This is a genomic window from Bacillus sp. AFS001701 (genome assembly GCF_002559405.1).
Taxonomy (GTDB): Bacteria; Bacillota; Bacilli; order Bacillales; family Bacillaceae_G; genus Gottfriedia.
This window is the reverse complement of record NZ_NTZO01000026.1, coordinates 1-20,951: the sequence shown is the minus strand read 5'-3', so window position 1 is coordinate 20,951 and position 20,951 is coordinate 1. Positions and strand designations below refer to the sequence as shown.

The following is a 20,951-nucleotide window of genomic DNA, read 5'->3' as shown; positions in this document are numbered from 1 at the left end:
TGACTAAAATTTGGTTCAATTAAATAATTTTAAAATAATAAGCAAAACTTTCCTTTGGTTATTTTATATTGTTCACGAGACAAAGTTTAAATAAGCGCTTACTATATAAGGGTAGGGTTCATTAATTAATAGTGAGTCAGAATTTATTTTTCTAAAATAAGGACCTTAATGATAGATTTTTAACTTTTGTACATTGTTTAAATAGTTTATAATTATCAGATAAAGAAAAAAATTTTTTTAGAGCAGTTAATAATAGAAATATACTATTAATTAGATATAATTAAATAGTGATATACTATTATTAAAATGTAGCTTAAATGTGTTATACTATTAATAAGATATAATTGAGACAGAAAAGGTGTGTTCCTAGGTGGTGCCTTGCTTTTTGTGACACCTAAGCAGGAAAACCTACTTTTTTGCAAAAAAAGGGGAAAAGGAAGGTTATTATGAGCAACAGACAAACTAGAACAGACATTATCTTAATTGGTGCCGGAGTCATGAGTGCGACTTTGGGATCATTACTAAAAGAATTAGCACCGGAAATGGAAATTAAAGTATTTGAGAAATTAGAAAAAGCAGGAGAAGAAAGCTCTAATGAGTGGAATAATGCAGGTACGGGACATGCTGCATTATGTGAGCTTAACTATACATCAGAAAAAGCTGATGGATCGATTGATATTAGCAAAGCAATAAAAATTAATGAACAGTTTCAACTTTCAAGACAATTTTGGTCATATCTTGTAAACAACAACTTGATTGGTAATCCACAAGACTTTATCATGCCAATTCCTCATATGAGTTTAGTGCAAGGTAAGGAAAACGTGGAATTTTTGAACAAACGATTTGAAGCGCTTTCTAAAAATCCTCTATTCAAAGGGATGGAATACTCAGAAGACGCTCAAAAGTTGAAAGAATGGATCCCGCTAATCATGGAAGGACGCACATCTAATGAACCAATAGCGGCAACAAAAATAGACTCAGGAACGGACGTAAACTTTGGCGCTTTAACGCGTATGATGTTTGATCACTTAGAGAGTAAAAATGTGGAGATAAACTATAGACATAGTGTTGAAGACATTAAACGCACTAGTGATGGCGGGTGGGAAGTAAAAGTGTATAATATGAGCACTGGTAATATCGATTCCCACATTGCAAAATTCGTGTTTATCGGTAGTGGGGGAGCTAGTCTACCATTACTGCAAAAAACTGGTATTCCTGAGTCAAAACATATTGGAGGATTCCCTGTAAGTGGACTATTCTTAGTATGTAAAAATCCAGAAGTTGCCAAGCAACACCATGCAAAAGTATACGGAAAAGCTAAAGTTGGTGCACCACCAATGTCTGTTCCGCATCTTGATACAAGATATATCAATAACCAAAAGTCATTATTATTTGGACCATTTGCTGGGTTTTCACCAAAGTTCTTAAAAACAGGTTCAAACATGGATCTAATTAGTTCTGTAAAACCAAATAACGTCATGACTATGTTAGCAGCAGGCGTAAAAGAGATGTCATTAACGAAATATTTAATCCAACAAGTCTTATTATCGAATGAAAAGCGTATGGAAGAATTACGTGAATTTATTCCAAATGCTAAGAGTGAAGATTGGGATATCGTAGTTGCTGGTCAACGTGTACAAGTTATTAAAGACACGCCAGCTGGAAAAGGAACACTTCAATTCGGTACGGAAGTAGTTAGTGCAGCTGATGGATCGATTGCTGCATTACTTGGAGCATCTCCAGGTGCTTCAACAGCTGTTCACGTAATGCTTGAAGTTTTAGAGAAATGCTTCCCTCAACATATGATGGAGTGGGTTCCAAAAATTAGAGAGATGATCCCTTCATTTGGTTTATCTCTAGAAGAACATCCAGAACTTTTACAAGAAATTCAAACTTCAACTTCAAATACGCTTGGATTAAATGAAAAAGAGCTAGCTTATAGTTAATTTTTTCAATTAACATTAAAGTAAAGAACCTTCAATTGGAAATTGGATTGAAGGTTCTTTTTGTTGTGATAGGAAATAGGAAATTATGACTAGATAACGAAGATTATGATGAATCATGTCGATTTAAAATTTTTGAAAAATTGAAAAAAGTGTTCATGATTTAAAAAAGAGGTGATATACTACATACAACTGGTAATGACATCATTACTAAAGTGGCTTTATGAAATTTATAACTGGGGGTGAATGTTTTATTAGAAACTAAACATTTTTTGTAAGCCTTTTCAAACTAACTGGTAATAACATCATGACAACATGTTCATGGAGCACAATATTCCTAAACATGTTACTTAGAGCAACTACTGGATTAAAAGGCTATTAAACTTTTAAGAGAAAGAAGGGGAATGGGATGAAAAAGTGGCTTGTTTTGCTACTAACCTTGGCTTTAGGCTTACTAGGATTAGCTGGATGTGGCAGTAGTGGCACATCGGGGGATGCAAAAGATGGAAAGGTTGAAATTACTTACGGTTTTTGGGATAAGAAGCAAGTTCCCGCAGTTGATGAAATTATAAAATTATTTAATGAAAAGTACCCTAATATTAAAGTGAAAACCGAGCTTACTCCATATGCACAGTATTTCCAAAAGCTAGAAACGGCTGCAACTGGGGGAGCGTTACCGGACGTTTTATGGATGAATGGTCCACATATAGTTCAGTACGCGGAAGGTAAAGTAATTGTTCCACTTAGTGACTTAGCATCAAAGGACAATTATAGTCTAGACAATTATCCTAAGTCATTGGTCGATCTTTATACAGTAGATGGAAAGCTTTATGGTATTCCAAAAGACTTTGATACAACTGGACTTTGGTATAACAAACAGATTTTTGATGAAGCAGGTATACCTTATCCAGATAATACTTGGGATTGGAATAAGTTAAAAGAAGTAGCTAGGAAGCTGACAAATAAAGATAAGGGAGTTTATGGCTTTGCAGCTTTAATGGGTAACCAAGGCGGATATTATGATTTCATTTGGCAAAATGGTGGTCATATTATTTCCGAGGATGGCAAATCAGTCGGATTTGATCAACCTGAGGCAATTGAAGCACTTAAATATAATATTAGTTTTATAAAAGAAGGACTGTCTCCAACACAAGCTCAAATGACTGAAACAGCACCATCAGAGTTATTCTCTTCTGGAAAAATTGCAATGATGTTTGATGGACCTTGGATGGTTCCGGAATATAAGAAAAATCCAGATTTAAATGTAGCTGTCGTACCTAAAGGAAAACAGCGTGCAGTTTCTATTCATGGATTAGCAAACGTTATTGCAGCAAATACAAAACATAAAGATGCTGCTTGGAAGTTTGTTCAATTCCTAGGTTCTAAAGAAGCAGCAGAAGTATATGCGAAAACTGGCACTGTAATCCCTGCTTATAACGGTACACAAGATGCTTGGCTTAAAGCTGTTCCAAATTTAAATCTTCAAGCCTTTATTGATGGAGTTGACTATTCAGTTCCATTACCAAGTGTGAAAAATACAGGAGAAATCTGGCAGTATGAAACTGATATTTTGAAAAAGGCATGGAGTAATGAAGAAAGTGTTGAAGATGCCGCAAAAGAATTAACGAAAAAGGCAGACGAGGCACTAGCTAAGAACTAAAAAAGTGAAGAGAAGAAGCATCTAAAGCCTAAAATTACTTCTTCTCTTTATTTCCCTTAAAAGGAGTGAATACAGTGAAAGAAATGCCTCTACAAGTTGAAGTGAAACCAAAAAGTAAACTAAAAATACCAAGCTTATCAAAGACGAGAAAACGATCAGATTATTTTTGGGCGTATTGTATGATTGCACCAACAATGATTGGCTTAACTATTTTCTATTTGTGGCCAATCATTCAAACGATTTACTTCAGTTTTACAGAATGGGGAGCATTTGGACAATATGAATGGACAGGATTAGACAATTATAGGCGAATGTTAGAGGACTCTAACCTATTACAGTCGTTTAAAAACACAGGCATTTATATTGTTTTTACGGTTCCAATTGGTATTTTTTTATCGATTCTTATAGCAGTTCTCTTAAACCAAAAAATTAAGGGCAAATCTGTTTATCGAACCTTGTATTTTTTACCTGTTATTACCATGCCGGCAGCAATCGCTATGGTTTGGAGATGGTTATATAATTCTGATTATGGGCTCCTAAATTATCTTTTATCCATCTTTGGAATAAAAGGTCCACAATGGGTAAGTGATCCAAAAATTGCGCTGTATTCAATTATTGTAGTAGCAATTTGGAGTGGACTTGGTTACAACATGGTTATTTTTCTTTCAGGACTACAAGGGATTCCAAGATCATATTACGAAGCAGCGGAGATAGATGGTGCAGGGCCAGTCAAGGTCTTCTTTAAAATAACACTACCGTTACTTTCCCCGGTTATATTCTTCGTAACAATCATGTCCTTTATTGGAGCGTTCCAAGTGTTTGATTTAATTTTTATGATGATTGGGAAAAGCAGTACAGCACTCGAAAATACGCAATCAATTGTGTACTTATTTTATCAGCATGCATTCGTGTTAAATGATAAAGGTTATGCTGCTGCAATTGCAGTTTTACTATTAATCATCATTTTAATCATTACAGCGATTCAAATGGTTTTACAAAAGAAATGGGTTCATTATGATTGAAGGAGGAGTAACCATTGGAGAAAGCAAGACATCATATTAAAAGTAAAACAATCTTAATTCATTTAATTCTAATTGTCGGCGCCTTGGCGATGGTCTTTCCTTTTATATGGATGTTACTAACTTCATTAAAAACGTATGCTGAGTCGATTCATGTTCCACCTGTTATTGTTCCAAAACACTTCCAGTGGGTAAATTATAAAGATGTTTTTGATTTACTACCGTTTTTTAAATTTATGTTTAATACGCTAATCATTACAGTGATTCGAACAATTGGACAATTATTATTATGTTCATTAGCTGCATACGCTTTTGCGAGAATTGAATTTCCAGGAAGAAACATTCTTTTTTTAATTGCATTATCAGTTTTAATGGTACCTGGGCAAGTCTTTTTATTGCCACAATATATGATCATGGTGAAATTAGGCTGGTTAAACACTTTACAAGCAGTAGTCGTTCCCGGTTTATTTAGCGCATTTGGTACATTCCTTTTAAGACAATTTTTTATGGGGTTACCAAAGGAATTAGAAGAAGCAGCTAGATTAGATGGATGTAATCATTTCCAAATTTATTGGAAAATCATGCTTCCTTTAGCAAAGCCAGGTTTAGTTGCTTTAGGTATATTTACAACGCTATGGAGCTGGAATGAATTAATGTGGCCAATGATTGTTAACAGCTCACCAGAATCAATGACGTTGTCCGTCGGTTTGTCATCATTACAAGGACAATATTTAACTAACTATCCAGTTTTAATGGCAGGATCATTTTTAGCCATTTTACCAATGCTTATTTTATTTATGATTTTACAAAAACAATTTATTGAAGGAATTGCAGTTACAGGAAGTAAATAGAAATCTTAAAAAGCTTGGAGGAAACTAATTATGAAAGCAGCATTAATAGGAGCGGGAAGTAGAGGATTTTACGCATACGGTTCATACGCTTTACAGTATCCACATGAAATTCAATTCATTGCTGTAGCCGAGCCAAATAAAGAAAAAAGAGAAAAGTTTGCGGAAGCTCACAGTATCCCTGAGAATATGAGATTTGAAGACTGGACTGAGCTATTAGAAAAAGAACAGTTATGTGAGGCATTATTAATTTGTAGTCCAGACCGTAATCATTATAAGCCTGTTATGAAGGCAATTGAAAAAGGATATAGTATTTTATTAGAAAAACCGATGTCACCAGAACCAATTGAGACGTTAGAAATAGCTGAAGCGGCAGAAAGGCATAATACATTATTAACTGTTTGTCATGTTATGAGATATGCGCCATTTTATCAAGCATTAAAAGAAGTTGCTGATCGAAAAGTAATCGGCGACATCGTATCAATCCAATGGAATGAGAATGTAGGATACTTTCACCAAGCTCATAGTTTTGTACGTGGTAACTGGCGTAATTCATCTGAATCTAGCTCAATGCTCTTACAAAAAAGCTGCCACGATATGGATATGCTTGCGTGGCTGATTGGTACAGAGTGCAAGAGTGTCTCTTCATATGGAAGTTTAACTTACTTTAAAAAAGAAAACGCACCAGAAGGTTCAACACATCGCTGTTTGGATGGTTGTAAGGTAGAAAAGGAATGTCCTTATTCAGCAGCTAAATGGTATTTACATGACCGTGATGTTTGGCCAGCAAATGTTATTTCAGCAAGTTCAAGTCTTGATAGTAGACTTAAGGCAATTCAAGAAGGACCATATGGTCGCTGCGTATATCACTGTGACAATGATGTTGTTGACCATCAAGTAGTTAATTTATTATTTGAAAATGATGTAACAGTTGCATTTACTATGACGGCATTTACAAATGAAACATTCCGTAACTTTAAAATTATGGGAACAAAAGGTGAAATAATTGGAAACGATGCTAAAAATGAAATTGAAGTTAATTATTTTTCAGGTAAGAAGGAGTTAATTAAGCCATCAACTGTAGATGGTGGACATATGGGAGCCGATACAAGTATTATGGCTGATTTCATTCAACGCGTTACTAAGAAGGACAAAGGCAGCTTAACATCAGCGATCGTATCAGCTAAAAGTCATATGATCGCTTATGCTGCAGAAGAATCAAGAGTTTCAGGAACAATGGTTTCACTAGATGACTATGAGAAAAAATTAAGAATGACAGAAGAGAGAGTTTTGTAGAAAATTCTGTTGTGACATAAGGTGGTATCTTTTTCAATATTATGTATAATAGATGTATATTTAACTGGTTATGACAAAGATACCACTAAAGGAGCTAATCATGGTAGAAAAGGATTCCCGACTTCCTCTTTATTATCAATTAATGGATATTTTATTAGAAAAAATCGAATCAGGCGAACTTGCTGAAAACGATCAGCTACCATCTGAACGAGAATTATGTGACAAGTATCAAGTTAGCCGTACAACGGTAAGGCAGACGATGCAAGAGCTTGAAAAACAAGGCTATATTTATAAAGTTCATGGCAAGGGGACATATGTTTCACCAAGAACGTATAACCAAAGTCTTGTAAAATTTTATAGTTTTACAGAAGAAATGAAAAAAGCAGGGAAAATCCCAACGACAACGGTCGTTTCTTTTGAAAAAATCAATTGTGACAGTAAAGTAGCAAAGGTCATGGATTTATCGGTAGAAGAAGCGGTATTTAAGATCGTTCGGTTAAGACTTGCAGATCAGGAACCAATGTTATACGAAACCTCTTATGTACCCGTAAAGGATTTTAAAAATCTTTCGAGTGAAGAATTGGAACATACGCCGATGTATGAAATCTTCAGAACGCAATATAATGTGAATATTTCTAGCGCTTTAGAAAGCTTTATGGCTGTTAGTGCAAATAAAGTGGAATCGCAAATGCTAAACATAATCGAAGGTGCACCATGTCTAATGCTTAAACGAGCAACTTATGATCAAAGCAAAGTAATTGAGTATACAATTTCTATTGCAAGAGGGGATAAATTTACTTATACAGTAGAGTTGAAATAGACACTTCATACTGGCTGACAACGATCGCTTGCAATCGGTCTGAAAACCAGCTTTTAAGGGTTTTTTCTACACACTAAAAATAGATACAAAAGTATCTATTTAATCCAACTGGTAATGATGACATTAACAGTTAAAATAGGAGGAAGTAAATATGGAGCTATTAAAATCGAGTGAATATGAAAGAATGAATGTTGGCGCGAGCCATACAGCAAAAGAAATAGCCCAGCAACCTAGATTATGGAATGAAACAAAGGATATTCTTTTATTTAATCGAGACCGAATTCTTACATTTTTAAAGAGCATTGAAAATAAACACGATCAGTTACGAATTATTTTAACTGGTGCGGGTACATCTGCATTTGTTGGTGACACAGTCCTTCCTTATTTAAAACAAATCGTTAACAACAAAAAAATAGTAGTAGAGAGTATTGCTACGACAAATATTGTGTCAAATCCATATTCTTATTTAAACAAGGACCTTCCAACAATCATGATTTCATTTGCTCGTTCAGGAAATAGTCCAGAGAGCTTGGCTGCTATTCATTTAGGAGAACAAGTTATAGATAATTTTTATGGAATCGTATTTACATGTAATCATGATGGACTACTGGCTCAAAAGAAGAAAAATGATCCTAATCATTTGGTCATCTATATGCCAGAAGAAGCAAATGACCAAGGATTTGCAATGACGAGTAGTTTTACGACTATGCTTTTCTCAGCTTTACTGCTTTTCAATATTGATAAGATTCATACGTGGGAGAAGAAAGTTGATGAGCTTATACATGCTGGTCATTCAATTATTAGCGGCAGCGAGAAAAGTATTAAACAACTGGCGAATTCGTCTTTTCAAAAAGTTGTTTATTTAGGTTCAGGGGTTTTTGAAGGATTGGCAAGAGAAGCATCATTAAAATTGTTGGAGTTAACAGGAGGGACAATTCCTTCTACTTTTGATACTTCATTAGGTTTTAGACATGGCCCTAAGTCTATTTTAGATAAAGATACTGTTGTATTTGTATTTTTATCTTGTAACCCTTATACAAGACAGTATGATCTCGACATTTTAGAAGAAATTTACAAAGAAACCAATCGAGGGATAGTAGTAGCAATTTCATCTTTAAAGGATCAGGTTGCTGAAGAATATAGTGATCTTTTCTATTATGTGTATCTTCCTAAAATTAGCGAGGATATTTTTCTAACTTTCCCTTTTATCTTATACGCACAAACTTTTGCTATGTATAAATCTATTAATCTCGGCTTTTCTCCAGATAACCCTTCTCCATTAGGAGTAGTTAACAGAGTTGTTAAAGGAGTTACGATTCACCCTTTTACAAATGATACGAAGAATGGAGGAGATTTATCTTGATTACATCAAGAAGTACGATTCTTTTAGATGCTCAAACAAATGGCTACGCAGTACCGGCATTTAATATTCATAACTTAGAAACAATGAAAACAGTTTTAGAAACAGCTCAGGAACTTCGTTCACCGGTTTTGATCGCAGCTACACCAAGTACAGTTAGTTATATGGGGGAAGAGTTTCTAATTAGTATGATGGAAGCTGCAAAAAAAAGATACGATATTCCAATTTGTTTTCATTTAGATCACCATGAAAAAGTTAATGATATTAAAGCACTAATTGATAGTGGAATTCACTCAGTTATGATTGATGCTTCTCATCATGACTTTGAAGAAAATATTCGAATCGTTCGTGAAGTAGTCGATTATGCTTCTTCGTTTGGAGTTTCTGTGGAGGCGGAGCTTGGCCGACTAAGCGGGGTAGAAGATGATCTTGAAGTGGATGAAAAGGATCAAATTTATACAAATCCAGCACAAGCTAAAGAGTTCGTTTCTAGAACAGGAATCGATTCGTTAGCTGTTGCCATTGGAACGGCTCACGGTCTATATAAAGGAGAACCTAAATTAGATATTGAACGATTAAGTGCAATCCAAAAAGAGGTTGATATTCCGCTAGTTCTACATGGAGCTTCGGGCTTACCTGATGAATTAGTTCAAAAAACGATTAAAAACGGAATATGTAAAGTAAATATTGCTACTGAATTAAAAATAGCTTTTGCTAATGGATTACGTGGTTATTTAAAAGAACATCCAGATGCCAATGACCCTAGATATTATTTTAAAGATGCAGTAAGAGAAATGAAAATAGTCGTTGCAGATAAAATTAAAATGTGCGGTAGTATGAATCGGGGTTAGAAAAATGATTGCTACAATTACATTAAACCCGGCTATTGATATTCGGTATAATCTTCCTGTCTTTCACTTAGATGACGTCAATCGTGTAACAGCTGTAGATAAAACAGCTGGTGGAAAAGGACTTAATGTTTCACGTGTATTATCTCAGCTGGGAGTTAAAGTTACTTGTACCGGATTTTTAGGCGGAAAAAGTGGTGAGTGGATAGCTGGTCAGCTCCAAAATTACAATTTAATTAATCGTTTTGTAGGAATAAAAGGAGAGACAAGATTTTGTATAGCAATTGAATCGAAAGAAGGTCATACAGAAATTCTTGAACAAGGGCCAGAGATATTGGAGAATGAAAGAGAAGAATTTTTGAAAAATTTTGATACCATTCTAGAATCGAATAACTATATAGTAGGATCTGGTAGCTTGCCATATGGAATTAACTCCGATTTTTATAGAGACCTAATAGAAAAAACAAAACAAAAAGGGAAGTATTTTCTTTTAGATTCAAGTGGTGAATCACTAGCCCATGGCATAAAGGGTAAGCCTTTTTTAATTAAGCCGAACAGAGAAGAGTTTTGCAAGTTGATCGGGTTAAACCAATTATCAATAGAGGATATGATCTGGCACGCCAGAGAAATATGCCAAAAGGGTACTCAATACGTTTTACTTTCTTTAGGAAAAGAAGGTGCTCTTTTAATTAGCAAAAACATTTCACTGCAGGCAGTTATTCCAACTTTGACAGATGTGCACCAAGTTGGATCAGGAGATAGCATGCTTGCAGGCTTTGCCTATGCTCATTCGAAAGGTTATTCAATTGAAGATATTTTAAAATGGTCATGTGCCTGCGGAATATCCAATGCTGCCTCAGAGCGGACTGGGTCAGTTGAATTAACAAAAGTTCAACATTACTTTAATCTCATTAAAGTGAAGGAGTTAACAGGGGGCGATTAAAGTGGAAAATATAGTTTGTTTTGATATCGGAGGTACATTCATCAAATTTGGACTAATAAATCGTGATGGGCAAATCGTTTACAAAGATAAGGTACCAACGCCTAAAAAAAATATACAAAAGCTGCTTCCTGAACTTTTGGCTGAGAAAATAAAAAAGCTCCAAAATGATTTTTTAATAGCGGGAATCGGAATCTCCTCGTGTGGTCTAGTAAATCATGAAACTGGTGAAATTTTATTTTCCAACAATATACCCGACTATTCAGGTATGAAACTGGGCGAAATACTTTTTAATTTGGTTAATTTACCCGTTAGTTTAGAAAATGATGTGAAAAGTGCTTGCCTCGGTGAAATGTGGAAAGGTGCAATTCAAGGGAAGAAAGATGTAGTTTTTTTAACATTAGGAACAGGTATTGGAAGCACCATTATCATTGATGGGAGGATTGTAAGCGGATCTCGTCATTTAGCTGGTGAACTAGGTCATACCGTCATCATTCATAACGGACGTTCTTGTGGTTGCGGACGGAGAGGTTGCTTTGAAAGATACGCTGCTACTTCAGCCTTAGTAAGTGATTTTATTGATGAAAAGAACAAAAATGGTGAAGTCATAGAGAAAATCTCTGGAGAAGAAATCTTGGCTCTAGTAGAAGAAGGAGATTTAATTGCTACTGACGTATATAAAAAGTTTATCCGCTATCTATGCATTGGTCTCTCAAATATAGTCCATCTTCTGAACCCGGAGGCAATTATTATCGGGGGAGGAATTGCTGAGCAGGGGGACCGATTTATTCAGGACATCAACTCTAACATAAAAAAGGAAACCATGCCAATTTATCATCAAGAAACAACTGTATTTCCTTCGATTCTTGGGAATGATGCCGGGCTGTATGGAGCATGTTATTTAACTTTAAAAAAATTAAACTACTTACACGTGTAAGTTTTAAGCAAGCAGGCAGCATCCTATTTTGATGTTACCTATTGTTCTTTAAGAAAAAGTATTCTTGTGAACAATAGAGGGGGAAATGTTATGAAAGCAATTAAGGTAGAAAAGGTATATACATCTGATAAAGTAATTGAAGCTGGCTATATACTGATTAATAATGGAAAAATAAATGGAGTAACAACGAACAGACCCTCCTGTGAAATTTTGGATTATTCTAGTTTTGTAGCCATTCCAGGTATGATTGATTTACATATACATGGAATTGCTGGAAATGACACAATGGATGGTAGTACTCGTTCATTACAAGAAATGTCTATGTCGCTTGCACGTCATGGGGTTACGGGATTTTTGCCAACTACACTGACTCATGATTTCGAAAAAATTAAAAAAGCTGTAATGACCGTGAGTGAGGCGATAGGACAGACAAAAGGAGCGGAGATCATTGGATCGTATGTTGAAGGGCCATATATTACAACTGAGCATCGTGGTGCTCATCCGGTCAAGTATATTCGTGAACTAAATACTGATGAGTTAATTGAACTCATAAAGGTTTCCAATAATACAGTTAAAGTGATCACCATAGCTCCAGAAAAAGAGCATGCAGAGGAAGCTATTAAATTGATAACAGATAAAGGAATTCACGTGTCTATGGGTCATACAAATGCAGACTATGACACAACGAATAACGCAATTGAACATGGAGCAAGAATTTCTGTCCACACTTTTAACGGCATGAGAGGATTCAATCATCGTGATCCTGGGTGTCTTGGTGCCGTTCTAACAAATGATCAATGTTATTGTGAATGTATAGCAGATTTACAGCATGTCCACCCGGGAGCGATTAAGCTGCTATACAAAGCAAAAGGAACAGAACGGGTATTTTTAATAAGTGATTCAATGGCAGCTGCTGATTTACCAGATGGATCCTATACGCTTGGTACATTAGATGTTAAAGTGGAAAATAAAATTGCTCGAACAGTAGAAACAGGCTCATTAGCTGGAAGCACAACTAATTTAATGGAGTGTTTAAAAAATGTAAAAGACGTTTTAGAGGTGCCTTTAGAAACTATTTTACCGATGGTCAGCCTTAACCAAGCGAAATTACTTAATATCGATCATGAAGTTGGAAGCATAGAGTGTGGGAAAAAAGCAAATATCGTCATAATTGATCGTCAGTTTAATGTTCAAGCTACTATTGTGAATGGAGTATTTGTATTTAGGAATGATCATAAATAATATGAGGTATTTTAATAAAGAAGTAAATTTTAATAAAAGGTAACTAATTGAAGTATGTACAGAAGAAATTAATAAATAATAAGGATGACCTTACTATAAGTGATTAAATGATCATTTTTGGGTAGGTCATTTTGATTTTTGAGTGTACGAAAATTAATAATAAGATGAAATAATAATGATTTTAAACGAGGACTATTGCCTAAAAGATAAAAACGTGGTAGATTAATACAGTATATACATTAGAAAAAGAATAGAGGTCATATTTTCCCTACTTTAATTTTACTATACAAATCCTCTTGAGTCAACCCCCATTTTTATCTTTTAAAGGAGTGCATGAAAATGAACAACGAACTTCAAAAAGAACAAGTAAGAGTAAATGCTGTACTAGATCTAATTACGGACAAAATTAGTAAATTAACAGATGAAACAGCCCAACGTAGAAACGAAGTAATCAATGTTCGTAAAAACTTTTGGGATGAGGTTAAAGTTAATACAGATAGCTTTGATGACTATTTAGAGACGGTTATTAGTTTAAGACAACAATCTCAACTTTTGGCGATCGGCCAAATTAATCATAAGCAATCTTCAAACCGATTATCAGCACTTCGTCGGATGAAAGAGGTTCCTTATTTTGGTCGCATTAACTTTACAGAAGAAGGTTTGTCTGAAACAGAGCGTATTTATATTGGTGTTTCAACGCTAATGGATGAAACTGGAGAGAATATTTTAGTTTATGACTGGAGGGCTCCAGTTTCGAGTGTTTACTATGATTATCCACCAGGTCCTGCTGAGTATGATACACCTGGGGGAAAAGTGAGTGGCGTATTAGACCAAAAATGGCAATACATTATACGTAACGGTGTAATTGAATCAATGTTCGATACAAGTCTCACTATAGGTGATGAGATTTTGCAGCATGTGCTAGGTAAAGGTACAAACAAGCATATGAGAAGCATAGTAGCCAGCATTCAAAAAGAACAAAATCAGATTATTCGTTATGACAAAGGTAGATTACTGATTGTTCAAGGTGCAGCTGGTAGCGGAAAGACATCTGCAGCTTTACAAAGGATTGCCTATTTGCTCTACAAATATAGAAATTGGATAAAAGCAGATCAAATTATCTTATTTTCTCCTAACGCAATGTTTAATAACTATGTATCGAGAGTTTTACCTGAACTAGGCGAAGAAAATATGCAACAGGTTACATTCCAAGAATACTTAGTTCATAGGCTAAGTGATTCGTTCCAAGTTGAGGATAATTATGAGCAATTAGAATATGTGCTAACTGCTATAGATGATCCATCCTATAAGACTAGGACCTCAAGCATTCGATTTAAAGCTTCAACTCATTTCTTTGAGACAATTAAGGCATACAGACAATCACTGGAATTATCCGGAATGGTCTTTAGGGGATTTAAATTTAGAGGCAAACCAGTCGTTACAGCTAAACAGATTTATGAAAGATTTTATAGCGCCGACACTTCTTTAAAATTTAACAACCGATTAGAGAAGTTAACGGAATGGTTAAACAAACAAATCAATGACATGGAAAAGCTGGAATTGAAAAAAACATGGGTACAGGATGAAATCGAGTTACTCAGCAAAGATGATTATCAAAAAGCATATAAGTACTTACAGAAAAAACAATTTAAAGATAATTCATTCGATGATTATGAACAAGAAACTAAAGTATTAGGTCGAATGGTTGTACGTAAAAAACTAAAGCCACTACGTGAATGGGTTCGAGGATTGCGTTTCATTGACATAAAGGGTGTATATAAACAGTTATTTTCCAATCCAACTCAAATTGAACAGTGGATTGAAGGGGATACTCCTGAGAATTGGGAGGACATATGTCAGTTAACATTAAATATGTTAGATGAAGGCAAATTGTTTTACGAGGATGCTACACCGTATTTACTTTTAAAAGAATTGGTTCAAGGCTTCCAATCAAATGTTACGATTAAATTTGTACTTGTTGATGAAGCTCAAGATTATTCTCCTTTCCAATTTGAATTTTTGAAGAGATTGTTTCCTTCTGCAAAGATGACTGTTTTAGGTGACTTTAATCAGGCGATCTTTGCGCATGCCAGTGAAATGGGAGATTTTAATGTCCTTAAAGGCTTATATGGGCCAGATGAAACAAAAGTGATCAATCTGACCCGCAGTTACAGATCAACAAAACCAATTGTAGAATTCACACGTAGACTCATACCTGGAGGGAATCTAATTACGCCTTTTGAACGAGTTGGAAATAAGCCTGTGTTAACACAGTTATCTAATCGAGAAGATTTGCATAGTCATATTGCGTCTAAAATCGAAGACTTAAAGAAAAGTGAATTTAATACAATTGCTGTCATTTGCAAATCTGCAGAAGAAAGTTTAGAGGCATATGAAGCATTAAAAGATATAGAAGGAATCAAACATGTGAAGAGAAACTCGGTTGAATATGAACAAGGTGTAGTCATTATTCCTGCATATTTGGCAAAAGGAATTGAATTCGATGCAGTGATTATTTATGATGCATCAGCTCAAGTTTATGGAGATGAGCGTCTCCGAAGACTATTCTATACTGCATGTACACGAGCAATGCATCAGTTACATCTATATAGCTTAGGTGAAGCGACTCCTTTTTTATCTAATATTAACTCAGAGTTCCTACTATTAAACCAGACCATAGTTCATGACTAAAATTAAACTTCCCTTAATTTAGATAAGGGAAGTTTTTTTCATTGAATATTTTATCCTCTAGATTGTAACTATTCGTAAAGAAAATTTTTATTTAAAGTTCATACTTAATTCATATTTAGTCGATATATTCATCTTGTAATAAGTCGTAAAGGAGGAAGTAAATTGGAATATTTAAATAAAAAAATAATTACCCCAAATAATGGAGATTTGGCCGTAGAAGCGAGTGGTTTAGTAAAAATATTTGGTGAAAATCGTGCAGTTGATGGAGTTGATCTAAACGTTCGTGCTGGAAGTATTTACGGTGTACTTGGTCCAAATGGTGCAGGGAAAACAACGACAATTAGAATGCTGGCTACGCTACTTAGACAAGACGCAGGTACTGCACGTATATTCGGACATGATGTTTTAAAAGAAGCTCAAATTGTTCGTCAATTAATTGGTGTTACTGGCCAGTACGCTTCAGTAGATGAGTCACTTAGTGCTACAGAGAATCTTATTATTTTCTCAAGATTACTAGGTCTAGGTAGAGCGGAATCGAGAAAGAAAGCAGCTGATTTATTAGAGGAATTTGGCTTAACAGAAGCAGCAAAGCGCCCGCTGAAAAATTTCTCAGGTGGAATGCGTCGTAGGTTAGACTTGGCGGCAAGTTTAATTGCTCAGCCACCACTTATCTTCTTAGATGAGCCGACAACTGGTTTAGACCCTCGTACAAGAAATCAAATGTGGGATACTATTCGTCGTTTAGTAAAAGAAGGTTCAACAGTTCTATTAACTACACAATATCTTCAAGAGGCGGATGAACTAGCTGACCGTATCGCAGTAATAGATCGTGGTCATGTAGTTGCGGAAGGTACTGTTGATGAATTGAAGGCTTCAGTTGGTAGTTCATCATTACAATTAAAAGTTCAAGACGTTAGAGATGTTCAAAATGCACGCCAGACAGTAGAACATGTACTAAAAGTAAAAGCCAATATCACATTAGCAGAAGGTAAGATTAATGCCCCAATGGCTGATGCTGATCGAGTAACAGACCTACTAATCGCCCTACGTGATGAAGGCATTCATCTAGCCGAAATGAGTGTACAAAAGCCGACACTTGATGAAGTATTTCTTACAATTACTGGTAACAGCGTTGATAATGATAGATCAAAGGAGTCAGATAAAACAAAAGAAATGGAGGGCGTAAGGGTATGAGCACATCAATAAAACGAGCTGCTTATCGTGAATTAAAAAATAAAACTAGCTTCAGTCAATCAGTAAAAAATTCATTTACGATGGCTTATCGTGGTCTACTAAAAATTAAGCGTACACCAGAACAATTATTTGATGTTACGTTACAGCCTATTATTTTTACACTTATGTTTACTTATATCTTTGGTGGAGCAATCTCTGGGGATGTTAAGAGTTATTTACCAGTAATCATACCAGGAATCTTAGTACAGACGGTCATTACTACTTCAATTGTTACAGGTGTACAATTGCGTGAAGATATGGATAAAGGTGTATTCGATCGATTCAAGTCGTTGCCGATTGCACGTATTGCACCACTGGCTGGAGCTTTATTGGCGGATACGATCCGTTATACAATCGCTACTGTCCTTACTTTCACTATGGGGTATATAATGGGATATCGCCCTGAAGGTGGCTTAGGCTATGTCGTTTTAGCTGGGCTACTAGTAATTGTATGTTCATGGGCGATTAGTTGGATTTTTGCCTTTTTTGGAGTAATTGCACGTACAGCGTCAAGTGTACAAGGGATTTCTATGCTAGCACTATTTCCATTAACATTCCTTTCAAATGCCTTTGTACCAGTCGATACAATGCCAAATTGGCTTCAGTGGTTTGTAAAAATAAACCCAATTTCTCATCTGATCACTGCTGTAAGAAATCTTACGAACACAGGATCTGCGGGTTCAGATCTAATCATTTCGCTTATTGGAGCTGCTGTCATTGTAGCAATTTTTGCACCGCTAACTGTAAAAGCTTATATGCGTAGAACATAATAGAAGGTGTTCCATTAGTTTTTTTTCTAATGGAGTACCTTTTCTTAGCATTTTCTACTTGAAAATATTGAATAGCATGTGTAACATAATGGTACAAATATATAAATAACTCATATAATCATGGGGATATGGCCCATAAGTTTCTACCGGACGACCAATATAATCGACCGACTATGAGTGAAAGCACATCTAGGGTTCCGCATTATTGTATAAGTAAAATGGCTGGTCCGAGCGATGTGGGCACTACACGTGCTACACCATTAGGGATAAAAACCCAGAAGGACAGGTTTCACTTGAGAGAAACATACTCAAGTGGCACCTGTCCTTTTTGTTTTATAAAGAGTAATAACTGCACGCCAGTCAATATAGACAAATTCAGCAATGACAAGGGAGAGAATCAGATTGTTAAGTAAACAAAAAGCATTTACATTAGGTTTTCAACACGTCATGGCTATGTATGCAGGTGCAGTTGTTGTACCTCTTATAATAGGTGGCGCGCTTAAACTTACGCCAACTCAGATCGCTTATCTGATTGCAGCAGATTTATTTACATGCGGTATCGCAACAATCCTTCAAAGCATGGGGACTAAATACATTGGTAGCAGATTGCCAGTCGTTTTAGGATGTACTTTTACGGCGGTAGGTCCGATTATTGCAATTGCATCCTCTTCAAACTTACCGACAGCATACGGTGCAATCATTATTTCTGGGATCTTTGTTATATTAGCTGCTCCTTTTTATGGAAAGCTTTTAAAATTTTTCCCTACAATTGTAACAGGATCAGTTGTAACGATAATTGGACTTTCTCTGATTCCTGTAGCTATGAATAATGCAGCAGGTGGACAAGGGAGTCAAGACTTCGGTCAAGTACACAATTTATTACTAGCCCTTCTTACACTTATCGTAATTTTAGTCGTTAACAGATGGGCTAAAGGATTTTTACGTACAATTTCCGTACTTGTTGGTTTGGTTGTAGGAACAATTGCTGGCTATGCAATGGGAATCGTTCACTTTTCAAGTGTATCGGCAGCATCGTGGTTTAGTATCGCTCAACCATTCTATTTCGGAGCACCAAAAATCAGTATTACAGCTATTATCACAATGATAATTGTTTGTATCGTTAGTATGGTTGAATCAACTGGAGTCTATTTCGCAGTCGGAAAAGCGACTAATCAAAAGGTTAAACAGGATCAAATTGTAAATGGATTGCGTTCAGAAGGTCTTGCAATTATGCTTGGTGGTATTTTTAATGCATTTCCGTACACAGCATTTTCACAAAATGTTGGTTTAATCTCACTAACAAAAGTTAAATCTAGGGAAGTTATTTATGCTGCGGGAAGTATCATGGTTGTACTTGGATTATTGCCTAAACTAGCAGCTTTAACGACTGTTATTCCAAATGCCGTTCTTGGAGGCGCAATGATAGTTATGTTCGGATCTGTCGCAGCTGCCGGGATATCGATTCTTTCAGAAGTCGATTTAGGTAAAGGAGAAAACCTATTAATCGCAGCTTGTAGTATAGCAGTAGGATTAGGTTCAGCAACCCTTCCACAAATGTTCGACCAACTACCTGACTTTTTAAAAATGTTAATGCAAAATGGAATTGTGTCAGGTTCATTAACTGCAATTATTTTAAATTTATTCTTAACAAAACAAGATGTAGCAGTAGAAGTGCAAGTTACGAAAAAAATATCATAAACTAACAAAAGAGACCCCTATCTAGTCATAGGGGTCTTTTTAGTACTTGTTACTAATAAACTTCGATTTTAAATAATGCAAAATCATGTACGAACTGACAACTAACCTTGCCGTACTCCCATAAACGCTAATAAATTTGCCTTGTATTGCTGAAATCTCGATATTAAATTGCATACGTTTTGAATATCGATCCCAACATCCAAGAAGTATGACCGTGAGGAAACCGATTTGTGGAGAGAACACCGGCTCATCAAATACCCCTGTAAACAAAATGATTGGTAGGCCGAGTAAAAAACTGTTAAAAAAACATTTTTTACTGCGCTCAAATAAGAATAGGTGGATGCATTTTACAATATTTATACTAATTAATGTTATAAAAGCCAATCCTCCTAATGTTCCGTATTCCGCAAACATACCCAGCAGTAAATTATGTGCATGGGGGATGAAATGACCATATTGCATTACATATTCTTGACCAAATCCGATCGGAGTCACACCAAAAAATGGGTGATTTTTCCATATGGTATATGCGTTTTTCCAAATGTCCAACCTTTTATGCCCTGCTTGAATAACTGACTCGGCTCTTGGCATTATATAGAGCAACCATTTCGAAAAGAATAGTCCGATGATAGCACAAACAAAGAAAAAGATTCGATTCAGTCGGAAGATAAAAAGTAAATAAATCAGAATCATCGTCGCAAAGCCAGCTCTTGAACCCGTGAGATAAATTCCATAACTAAGTAGAAGTTGAATCTGAAGTTGCCACGACAAGCTAATATAATGTTTCCTTTCTAGACTAGAAAGTAGACTGGCAAAGAGAAAAGAAATAGCAATTAATAAAATAAAAACAGTAAAATTGGGATTATAAGCACAACCAATTAGACGGTTAAAATTCTTAGGTTCAACTTCTCCAAAAAGCACTGTCCCTAATAAATAACCAACAATTTTAGGAAATAACAACCATTTGGATATCCATCCAATTACACAACTATATACGCCTCCAAAGATTATGATCATGCGAAATCTCTGAAATAATTGACCTTTCTCAGTTACTAAAATCCTACAATATATTCCCCAGTAACCAAGAATCATGATACTGACCAATAAAAATAATATATTTCTAAATACAAGGGCAGCACCAATAGTAGAAATAAGTAGGCACAAGAAAAAGTACGAACTAAACGAGTAAATAAACCGTTTATTAATAAACCATTGAGTATAGAGTGTACGAAGCCCGATGATCAATAGCAATGAAATACCTACTGGAGGTAAGAGAAAGCAGAGAAGTGCGCTTTTCTCCACTAACGAGAAATTTTTATAAAACTGTATAAACTTTTTCATTGTATACCCCTAGTTAAGTGACATAAATATCCTTAATCATATGGAGGATGTTGTCTTTTCATCTGTAAAATGAATTGTATTTTAGTTAGGTTGTCATCAGATTTAACAAACATATTTTAAATACATAGGTTTAAAATACCACAATAGTTTATTAATTATGTTTTGAATTTGTAAATTGAGCTTAAACTTTTTTGCCAGGCAAATTAATGTATAGATTATAGATTTATGCATCTTTTAAAAGAAAAATTGTTAGTAGTGGTTTTATAAATATGTCATTTATTTGAACAAGAATACGAATTATTAAC

At 35.3% G+C, this 20,951-nt stretch carries 17 protein-coding genes and 1 riboswitch; of the genes, 15 read left to right on the top strand and 2 right to left on the bottom strand.

Features of this window, described 5'->3' with window-relative positions:
- The first annotated feature begins 446 nt into the window (after positions 1-446).
- From CN514_RS02855 to CN514_RS02790, 14 genes are all read left to right on the top strand, one after another.
- On the top strand, positions 447-1,946 hold the full coding sequence (locus CN514_RS02855; RefSeq protein ID WP_098231298.1) for a malate:quinone oxidoreductase: 1,500 nt from the start codon (positions 447-449) through the stop codon (positions 1,944-1,946).
- Positions 1,947-2,352: 406 nt separating this feature from the next.
- A complete protein-coding gene (locus CN514_RS02850; RefSeq protein ID WP_098231297.1) occupies positions 2,353-3,603 on the top strand; it encodes an ABC transporter substrate-binding protein in 1,251 nt (416 codons plus the stop codon).
- Positions 3,604-3,686: 83 nt separating this feature from the next.
- Positions 3,687-4,625, top strand: coding sequence for a carbohydrate ABC transporter permease (locus CN514_RS02845; RefSeq protein ID WP_176525769.1), 939 nt, complete (start codon positions 3,687-3,689; stop codon positions 4,623-4,625).
- Positions 4,626-4,714: 89 nt separating this feature from the next.
- Positions 4,715-5,473, top strand: coding sequence for a carbohydrate ABC transporter permease (locus tag CN514_RS02840; protein ID WP_098231300.1), 759 nt, complete (start codon positions 4,715-4,717; stop codon positions 5,471-5,473).
- 27 nt (positions 5,474-5,500) lie between these two features.
- Positions 5,501-6,766, top strand: a complete 1,266-nt coding sequence (locus CN514_RS02835; protein WP_098231295.1) for a Gfo/Idh/MocA family protein — start codon at positions 5,501-5,503, stop codon at positions 6,764-6,766.
- 100 nt (positions 6,767-6,866) lie between these two features.
- A complete protein-coding gene (locus CN514_RS02830) occupies positions 6,867-7,586 on the top strand; it encodes a GntR family transcriptional regulator (protein WP_098231294.1) in 720 nt (239 codons plus the stop codon).
- Between the two features lie 151 nt (positions 7,587-7,737).
- Positions 7,738-8,949 (top strand): SIS domain-containing protein, encoded by a 1,212-nt coding sequence (locus CN514_RS02825; protein WP_098231293.1) that lies wholly within the window; start codon positions 7,738-7,740, stop codon positions 8,947-8,949.
- Complete coding sequence (gene gatY / locus CN514_RS02820) at positions 8,946-9,797, top strand: tagatose-bisphosphate aldolase subunit GatY (protein WP_098231292.1); 852 nt, start codon at positions 8,946-8,948, stop codon at positions 9,795-9,797. The genes CN514_RS02825 and gatY overlap by 4 nt, the downstream gene beginning before the upstream one ends.
- A 4-nt stretch (positions 9,798-9,801) precedes the next feature.
- Positions 9,802-10,737 carry a 1-phosphofructokinase family hexose kinase gene (locus CN514_RS02815; RefSeq protein WP_098231291.1) on the top strand — a complete coding sequence of 312 codons (936 nt, stop codon included), beginning with the start codon at positions 9,802-9,804 and terminating at the stop codon, positions 10,735-10,737.
- A 1-nt stretch (position 10,738) separates the two neighbouring features.
- On the top strand, positions 10,739-11,671 hold the full coding sequence (locus CN514_RS02810) for an ROK family protein (RefSeq protein ID WP_176525768.1): 933 nt from the start codon (positions 10,739-10,741) through the stop codon (positions 11,669-11,671).
- A gap of 90 nt (positions 11,672-11,761) precedes the next feature.
- Positions 11,762-12,913, top strand: a complete 1,152-nt coding sequence (nagA, locus tag CN514_RS02805) for an N-acetylglucosamine-6-phosphate deacetylase (RefSeq protein ID WP_098231289.1) — start codon at positions 11,762-11,764, stop codon at positions 12,911-12,913.
- A 339-nt stretch (positions 12,914-13,252) separates the two neighbouring features.
- Positions 13,253-15,604, top strand: coding sequence for an RNA polymerase recycling motor HelD (helD, locus tag CN514_RS02800; protein ID WP_098231288.1), 2,352 nt, complete (start codon positions 13,253-13,255; stop codon positions 15,602-15,604).
- Between the two features lie 162 nt (positions 15,605-15,766).
- The gene (locus tag CN514_RS02795; protein WP_098231287.1) at positions 15,767-16,798 is read left to right on the top strand and encodes an ATP-binding cassette domain-containing protein; all 1,032 of its coding nucleotides are present in this window, start codon (positions 15,767-15,769) and stop codon (positions 16,796-16,798) included.
- Positions 16,795-17,607, top strand: a complete 813-nt coding sequence (locus tag CN514_RS02790; RefSeq protein WP_098231286.1) for an ABC transporter permease — start codon at positions 16,795-16,797, stop codon at positions 17,605-17,607. The genes CN514_RS02795 and CN514_RS02790 overlap by 4 nt, the downstream gene beginning before the upstream one ends.
- On the opposite strand, the gene CN514_RS26985 is transcribed toward CN514_RS02790, so the two are convergent.
- Positions 17,552-17,704, bottom strand: coding sequence for a YSIRK-type signal peptide-containing protein (locus CN514_RS26985; RefSeq protein WP_483294994.1), 153 nt, complete (start codon positions 17,702-17,704; stop codon positions 17,552-17,554). The genes CN514_RS02790 and CN514_RS26985 overlap by 56 nt on opposite strands.
- A riboswitch (purine riboswitch) is annotated at positions 17,698-17,801 on the top strand. It overlaps the preceding gene by 7 nt.
- A 208-nt stretch (positions 17,802-18,009) precedes the next feature.
- Between CN514_RS26985 and CN514_RS02785 the strand changes: the two genes are divergently transcribed.
- Positions 18,010-19,305: a nucleobase:cation symporter-2 family protein gene (locus CN514_RS02785; RefSeq protein WP_098231285.1), complete on the top strand. Its 1,296-nt coding sequence runs from the start codon at positions 18,010-18,012 to the stop codon at positions 19,303-19,305.
- A gap of 39 nt (positions 19,306-19,344) precedes the next feature.
- Here the strand turns inward: CN514_RS02785 and CN514_RS02780 are convergent, their stop codons facing one another.
- Positions 19,345-20,322 carry an O-antigen ligase family protein gene (locus tag CN514_RS02780; RefSeq protein WP_286141525.1) on the bottom strand — a complete coding sequence of 326 codons (978 nt, stop codon included), beginning with the start codon at positions 20,320-20,322 and terminating at the stop codon, positions 19,345-19,347.
- Positions 20,323-20,951 lie beyond the last annotated feature (629 nt).

Coding starts and splice junctions, on each gene's coding strand:
- CN514_RS02855 (WP_098231298.1), top strand. CDS start 447: ATGAGCAACAGACAAACTAGAACAGACATTATCTTAATTGGTGCCGGA.
- CN514_RS02790 (WP_098231286.1), top strand. CDS start 16,795: ATGAGCACATCAATAAAACGAGCTGCTTATCGTGAATTAAAAAATAAA.
- CN514_RS02850 (WP_098231297.1), top strand. CDS start 2,353: ATGAAAAAGTGGCTTGTTTTGCTACTAACCTTGGCTTTAGGCTTACTA.
- nagA (WP_098231289.1), top strand. CDS start 11,762: ATGAAAGCAATTAAGGTAGAAAAGGTATATACATCTGATAAAGTAATT.
- CN514_RS02845 (WP_176525769.1), top strand. CDS start 3,687: ATGCCTCTACAAGTTGAAGTGAAACCAAAAAGTAAACTAAAAATACCA.
- CN514_RS02780 (WP_286141525.1), bottom strand. CDS start 20,322: ATGATCATAATCTTTGGAGGCGTATATAGTTGTGTAATTGGATGGATA.
- CN514_RS02840 (WP_098231300.1), top strand. CDS start 4,715: ATGGTCTTTCCTTTTATATGGATGTTACTAACTTCATTAAAAACGTAT.
- CN514_RS02825 (WP_098231293.1), top strand. CDS start 7,738: ATGGAGCTATTAAAATCGAGTGAATATGAAAGAATGAATGTTGGCGCG.
- CN514_RS02815 (WP_098231291.1), top strand. CDS start 9,802: ATGATTGCTACAATTACATTAAACCCGGCTATTGATATTCGGTATAAT.
- CN514_RS02830 (WP_098231294.1), top strand. CDS start 6,867: ATGGTAGAAAAGGATTCCCGACTTCCTCTTTATTATCAATTAATGGAT.
- helD (WP_098231288.1), top strand. CDS start 13,253: ATGAACAACGAACTTCAAAAAGAACAAGTAAGAGTAAATGCTGTACTA.